The sequence below is a fragment of the Micromonospora sp. KC721 genome (assembly GCF_004348355.1).
Lineage (GTDB): Bacteria > Actinomycetota > Actinomycetes > Mycobacteriales > Micromonosporaceae > Micromonospora.
The window spans coordinates 1-6,399 of record NZ_SMJY01000272.1; the positions used below are offsets into that span (position 1 = coordinate 1).

Genomic DNA, 6,399 nt, shown 5'->3' on the forward strand with positions numbered 1-6,399 from the left:
CGGGGGTGCTGCTGACCGCCATCGCGGCGTCCTCCGTTGTCTGCTGTGCCTCGGTGGGGGCGTGGGCGCGACGGCCGGCCCGTGGAACGGGCCGAGGACGACGGTGTCGGAACGGCCGGCGCGGACTACGCGCCCGAGACAGATGGGTCGGGCGTCGTCAGTGGGCCGGACAGATCGCGCTGCGCACGCGGCCGTAGTCGACGTGGCGACGGGCCACGAAGCGGCGGACGACAGCGGCGGTCATGACAGTCATGCTGCCACACCCGGGGTGGACCAGCCAACGAGCGCGTGCGGCATCCCACATCACGGGCCGGATCGGCGGGACCACGGGGCGGCGCCGGGTGTGAAAGGCTCACCGTGTGGACGAAATGTCCGAAAAGCCGGCGGGGTGGCTCCGATCCGCCCCGGTCCTGGTCTGGCTGGTACCGGCGCTGGCCACGCTGGCCGTCGGGCTGGTCGGCATCGGGCATGCCCAACCCTGGCGGGACGAGCTGGCCACCTGGAGCGCGGCCACCCGGCCGCTACCGGACCTGCTGCGGCTCACCGGCACCCTGGACGCCACCGCCGGGCCGTACTACCTGCTGATGCACGGTTGGACCCGCCTCGCCGGCGACTCGCCGACCGCGCTGCGGCTGCCCTCGGCGCTGGCCATGGCGGCGGCGGCCGGACTCACCGCCGTCCTGGCCGCCCGACTCTCCGACGCCCGGGCCGGCCTGCTCGCCGGCCTGCTCCTCGCGGTGCTGCCCGGCACCGCAAGGTACGCCCAGGAGGCCCGCCCGTACGCGCTGGCCACCTGCCTCGCCGTGCTGGCCACCCTGCTCCTGGTCGCCGCGCTGCACCGCCCGACGTGGCCGCGCTGGGCCGGGTACGCCGCCGCCGTCATCGGGCTCGGCCTGGCCCATCTGCTCGCCCTCGCCCTGCTCGCCGCGCACGCCGTGGTGGCGATGGTCGCCGGAGCAGGTTGGTCACCCCTGGCCGTGCGGGACCGGCGGCTGGCGCCGCGCTGGTTGCTCGCCGTCCTGGCGGCGCTCGTCGTGCTCACCCCGCTGCTGCTGCGCGTACCGGGGCAGCGTTCCCGGCAGCTCGACTGGGTCGAGCCGGCCCGCCTGGCCGACCTGGCGGCGCTGCCCGCCGGGGTGGCGCAGAGCGGCGTGGTCGGCGGGTTGGTGGTGGGCCTGGCCGCGCTCGGCGCGGCGCGGGCGGGCCGCCAGGCGCTGCTGCCCGGGCTGTGCGTGCTGCTGCCGGTGCTGCTGGTCTTCGTCGCCGGGCTGGCCGTGCCGTTGTGGGTACCGCGCTACCTGCTCTTCACCGTTCCCTTCGCCTGCGTTCTCGCCGGCGCGGTCCTCGCCACCCGGCCGGCATCGCCCCCGACCGGGCCGGCATCGCCCCGCGCCGGTGCGCTGTCGGTGGCACCGGGGCTGGCCGTGGTGGCGCTGGCCGGATTGCTCGGCCTGCCCGACCAGGCGTCGCTGCGGCGGACCCACGGCTGGCCACGCAGCAGCACGGTCGACTACCGGGGCGCGGCGGAACTCGTCGGCGCGAATCAACGCCCCGGTGACGCCATCGTCTACTCGCCCCGGGAGGGTTGGTTCTTCCTCGATCTCGGACTGGCGTACCACCTGAAGGAGCGGCCCCGGGACGTGCTGGCGCTCCGCGACCAGCGGCAACGCGCGGACTTCTGGGTCACCGAATGCCCCCGCCCGGCGGAGTGCCTGGCCGGGGTCCAGCGGGTCTGGCTGGTACTGGCCGGCCGGCGACCGGACCCGCTCACCGCGGTCCCCGGCGCCACCGGCACCGCGCTGCGCGACACCTACACCGTGTCCCGCCGGTGGCACCGCCCCAACCTGACTGTCGCCCTGCTCACCCGCACCTGAACCGCGGCGCGCCTCAGCCGGGCTGGCGGGCCAGCGGGACGACCAGCACGGCCTCGGTGCCGCCCTCGGCACCGTTGCGCAACTCGATGCTGCCGCGCAGCTCACCGGTGACCAATGCCCGGACGATCTGCAGTCCCAGCCGGCCGCCGCGTTCGGCGTCGAACTGCGCGGGCAGGCCCCGCCCGTTGTCGGCAACCGAGACGTGCAACTGCTTGCGGAACCGGTGCGCGGTCACCACCACCTCTGGCTTCACGTCGCTGCCCACGACGGCGGCGGCCCCCTCCTCGCCGGCCGGCGGAAAGCCGTGCTCGACGGCATTGAGCAGCAGTTCGTTGAGCACCATGACCAGCGAGGTGGCGATCTCGGCGGGCAGCACCCCGAAGCTGCCCCGGCGGCGCATCCCCACGGTCACCTCGGTCGCGGCGACCTCGGTGGCCGCGCTGGCCACTCGGTCGACGATGCCGTCGAACTCGACCGCCTCGTCGCTGGACATGGAGAGCGTCTCGTGCACCAGGGCGATCGAGGCGACCCGGCGTACCGACTCCTCCAGCGCGACCCGGGCCTCCGGCATGGCGACCCGACGGGCCTGCAGACGTAGCAGCGCGGCGACGGTCTGGAGGTTGTTCTTCACCCGGTGGTGGATCTCCCGGATGGTGGCGTCCTTGGTGATCAACGCCCGGTCCCGGCGGCGCACCTCGGTGATGTCGCGGACCAGCACCAGCGCGCCGATCGGCACGCCGGCCGGCATCAGCGGCAGCGCCCGGGTCAGCATGGTGGCCCCCCGGGCGTCGATCTCCCGCCGGGGCGGGGCCTCGCCGCGCAGTGCGGCCAGCACGGCGTTGCCGGCGTCGGTGCCCTCCAGCGGGTCGGCGGCGAGCCGCCGGTGCAGTTTGGCCAGGTCCTCCCCGACCAGGTGGGAGGCGTACCCCAGACGCCGGTACGCCGACTGGGCGTTCGGGCTGGCGTAGGTGACCTTGCCGTTGGCGTCCAGCCGGACCAGACCGTCGCCGACCCGGGGCGCGGAGGTGGTCTCCCCCGGGTGCCGGGGCGGCGGGAAGGTGCCGTCGGCGATCATCTGGGCCAGGTCGTCGGCGGTGGTGAGGTAGTTCAGCTCCAGTTGGCTGGGGGTGCGGGCGGTGGAGAGGTTGGTGTCCCGGCCGACCACGGCGACGACCTCACCGGCCTCACCGTCGGCGGTGCGCAGCCGCACCGGGATCGCCTCGTGCCGGGCGGGCACGTCGCCGTACCAGACCGGGTCGCCCTCCCGCCAGATCCGCCCCTGCCGGTACGCCACCTCCAGGTGGGCCACCTCCGGGCCGCCGACGATCCGACCCACCTGGTCGTCCAGGTACGCGGTGGGGGCGGTCGTCGGGCGGACCTGGGCGACGCAGAGGAACGCACCGTCACCGTCGACCGGCACCCAGAGCAGCAGGTCGGCGAAGGACAGGTCGGACAGCAACTGCCAGTCGCCGGCGATCCGGTGCAGGTGGTCGATGTCGGCCGGGCGGAGCTGGGTGTGCTCCTCGGCGAGGTCGCGCAGCGTGGACACGCCCCACAGCGTGCCACGCCGGCGGTCACCTCGTCGCGGTGACCTTCTTCAGCCCCCGGGGTGCGTCCGGGTCCTCACCCCGGGCCAACGCCAGCGCCAGCGCCAGCCGTTGCAGGGGCAGGATGTCCAGCAGCGGGGCGTACCGCTCGTCGACCTCGGGGACGGCTATCCGGGTGGCCCCGGCCACCTCGGCGGAGCCGACCACCACCACGTCGGCGCGGCGCTCGCCGAGCCGCGGCAGCACCTCACCCATGGCGCGCCCGCCGGGGCCGGAGCCGACGACGGCGAGCACCGGAACGTCCGGGTCGGTCATGGCGAGCGGGCCGTGCAGCAGGTCGGCCCCGGAGAAGGCCAGCGCCGGCAGGTAGGAGGTCTCCATCAGTTTCAGCGCCGCCTCCCGGGCGGTCGGGTAGGCGTACCCCCGGCCGGTGGTGACCAGCTGGCCGGCGAAGCGGTAACGGGGGGCGAGCTGCGCCGGGGTGGGGTCGGCGAGGGTACGCGCGGCGAGGTCGGGCAGGGCGTCGAGGGCGGCCCGTTCCTCGGCGGGCAGCACGCCGTCGCCGGCGCGGACGCCCTCGACGAGCAGCAGCAGGGCGAGCAGCTCGGCGGTGTAGGTCTTGGTGGCGGCGACGGCCCGCTCGTGACCGGCGGCGATGTCGACGGTCAGCTCGGCGGCCTCGGCCAGCGGTGAGTCGGGGTTGTTGGTGACCGCGAGGGTGAGCGCGCCGCAGCCGCGGGCCGTGCGCAGCACCTCGGTCAGGTCGGGCGAGCCGCCGCTCTGGCTGACCCCGACGACGAGCGCCTCGGATAGGTCGGGACGGGCCCCGTAGACGGTGACCGCACTGGGTGAGGCGAGCCCGGCGGGCAGGCCGAGCCGGATCTCGGTGAGGTACGCCGCGTAGAGGGCGGCGTGGTCGGAGGTGCCCCGGGCGGTGAGGACGACGTGCCGGGGACGGCGGCGCGCGATGGTCGCGGCCACCTCGGCGATCCGCTGGGCGGGGCCGGCGGAGAGCAGGCGGGCGTAGCCGGCCGGCTGTTCGTCGATGTCGGCCGCCATGCCGGCTCCTGGACGTGTCACGAAGACTCCTCCCTGCGCGATTTCCGCGCGTTCCATGCTCAGTTTTGCATCATTGCCTCCTTGTGGGCAATCGAACGAGCAGCAACGCGCAGTAGATCACCACTGCTGGACGACATCCCCTAGGCTTGCCAGCCCTGGCACCGATGAGCGAGAGGCCGACGTGACCGAGGGACGTGACGAATCCGCGCTGACCGTGGCGGAGGAACTCGCTCTCGCCCGCCTGGCCCTCGACTCCGGCGACCTGCCGCACGCCGCCGGGCACCTCGCCGCCGCCCTCGTCCAGGCGCCGACCCTGCCCGAGGTGCACGAGACGCTGGCCCACATCGCCGCCGCCTCCGGCGGCGACCTGGACCTCTTCCCGATCGGCCAGCGGGCGTTCGTCGGGGCCGTGGTGGCCCGCGCCCACCTGCTCGCCGCCGCCGGGCGACCGGCCGAAGGGCTGGACCTGCTGGTCGCCGCCACCGGGCACGCGCCGGGGGTGGACTGGGCCGGGGTGCCCTGGGTGACCGCGCCCGAACTGGCCACCCGACTCGACCCGGAACGGGCCGCCCGGATCCTCATGCAGGTCTGCACCGCCGTGCTCGACCCGGTGCCCCGCGCCGGCCGGCCGCCGTTGCTGCCGTACCTCACCCTGGCCCGCCACGCGGTCACCGCGCACCCGCGGCACGCGCTGCTGCTGGGCGCGGCCTCCGCGCTGGCCCGGCGCCTCGGCGAGGTCACCCTGGCGATCGACTGGGCCGCCCGGGGGGTACGCCAGGAGCCGTCTAAACTGGGCGAGGTGTGGCTCGGGTACGCGTACCGCAGCGCGGGCCGTAACCGGGAGGCGCTCGCCGCCCTCGAACGGGCCGTCGCGCACGACCCCGACGACCTGGCCGTGTACGCGGACATCGCCGGCACCCTGGCCGACACCGGCCGGCTCGACGCCGCCCTGGAGTGGATCGACCGGGCGCTGGCCCGCGATCCCACCTTCGACTGCGCCGTGCACACCGCGCACCGGCTGCGTTACCTGCGCGACGGCGACGTGGCGCACCTCGTCGCCCTGGCCGACTTCGTCCGCGACCACCCGGACGACAGCCACGAGCACGGCGACCTCGCCGAGTGCTGCCGCAGCCGGCCCTGGCTGGGGCAGGTGACCCCGGCCGCCGGCGCGATGGTGGACGCGCTACGCCGGCCGCCGGCCACCGGCGGCACGCCCGGCCCGGCGGTCCGCCTCGCCGTACCGGAACCGCCCAGCGCGATGCGGGCCGGCGCGGCCGCCGGCCTGGACATCGAGGTCACCGGGACGAGCCGGCCCGACCCCCGGGAACCCCGGCGGGCCACCACCTGCCAGCTCTGGCGTTACGAGGGAGCCATCGCCGCACCCACCCTGCCGGCGCCCTCCGCCGACGCGGCGCAACGGGTACGTCGCCTCGCCCACCCCGCCTGGCCGCACCCACCGGCTGCGTACGATGCGGCGGTCGGGCTGGCCACCCTGGACCTCGCCGACCTGCTGGGACTGCTGGTGCACCCACCAGAGCCGCCGGAGACCGCGATGGGGCGGGTGCTGGCGGGGCAGGACCCCTCGCTCTGGGTCCGGTGCGTGCAGGTCTGGGCCTGTCTCGGCCTGCTGCACCACCGCACCGACGAACCGTGGGCGGAGTCGACCCGCCGCCGGGTGCTGGTGGAGTTGATCTGGGGCGTCGAGGACTGGATCACCGAGGCTGCCCTGTTCGCCCTGGTCACAGCCGCCTGGGTCGACCCGGCGGTACGCCCCGACGTTGCGCGGGTGGTGGCCGAACGGCTCGCGGACGTGGCGGAGGTGGCCCGGGCGCGGCCGGTGCCGATCGCGGTCTCCCTGGGCCACCTGGCCCTGGCCACCCCGGCGCTGGACGAGGAGAGCGCCGCGCTCGCCCGTGCCC

At 75.5% G+C, this 6,399-nt stretch carries 4 protein-coding genes; 2 read left to right on the top strand and 2 right to left on the bottom strand.

Features of this window, described 5'->3' with window-relative positions:
- Positions 1-368 precede the first annotated feature (368 nt).
- Positions 369-1,874, top strand: a complete 1,506-nt coding sequence (locus tag E1182_RS28360; RefSeq protein ID WP_132270800.1) for a glycosyltransferase family 39 protein — start codon at positions 369-371, stop codon at positions 1,872-1,874.
- 13 nt (positions 1,875-1,887) lie between these two features.
- On the opposite strand, the gene E1182_RS28365 is transcribed toward E1182_RS28360, so the two are convergent.
- Together E1182_RS28365 and E1182_RS28370 are read right to left on the bottom strand one after the other, a co-directional pair.
- Positions 1,888-3,423: a PAS domain-containing sensor histidine kinase gene (locus tag E1182_RS28365; protein WP_132270801.1), complete on the bottom strand. Its 1,536-nt coding sequence runs from the start codon at positions 3,421-3,423 to the stop codon at positions 1,888-1,890.
- 25 nt (positions 3,424-3,448) lie between these two features.
- Positions 3,449-4,480 (bottom strand): SIS domain-containing protein, encoded by a 1,032-nt coding sequence (locus E1182_RS28370; RefSeq protein ID WP_132270803.1) that lies wholly within the window; start codon positions 4,478-4,480, stop codon positions 3,449-3,451.
- A gap of 181 nt (positions 4,481-4,661) precedes the next feature.
- On the opposite strand from E1182_RS28370, the gene E1182_RS28375 reads away from it, so the two are divergent.
- Positions 4,662-6,399: tetratricopeptide repeat protein (locus E1182_RS28375; RefSeq protein ID WP_243706468.1), on the top strand; the 1,738-nt coding region annotated here is incomplete at its 3' end.

Coding starts and splice junctions, on each gene's coding strand:
- E1182_RS28370 (WP_132270803.1), bottom strand. CDS start 4,480: ATGGCGGCCGACATCGACGAACAGCCGGCCGGCTACGCCCGCCTGCTC.
- E1182_RS28360 (WP_132270800.1), top strand. CDS start 369: ATGTCCGAAAAGCCGGCGGGGTGGCTCCGATCCGCCCCGGTCCTGGTC.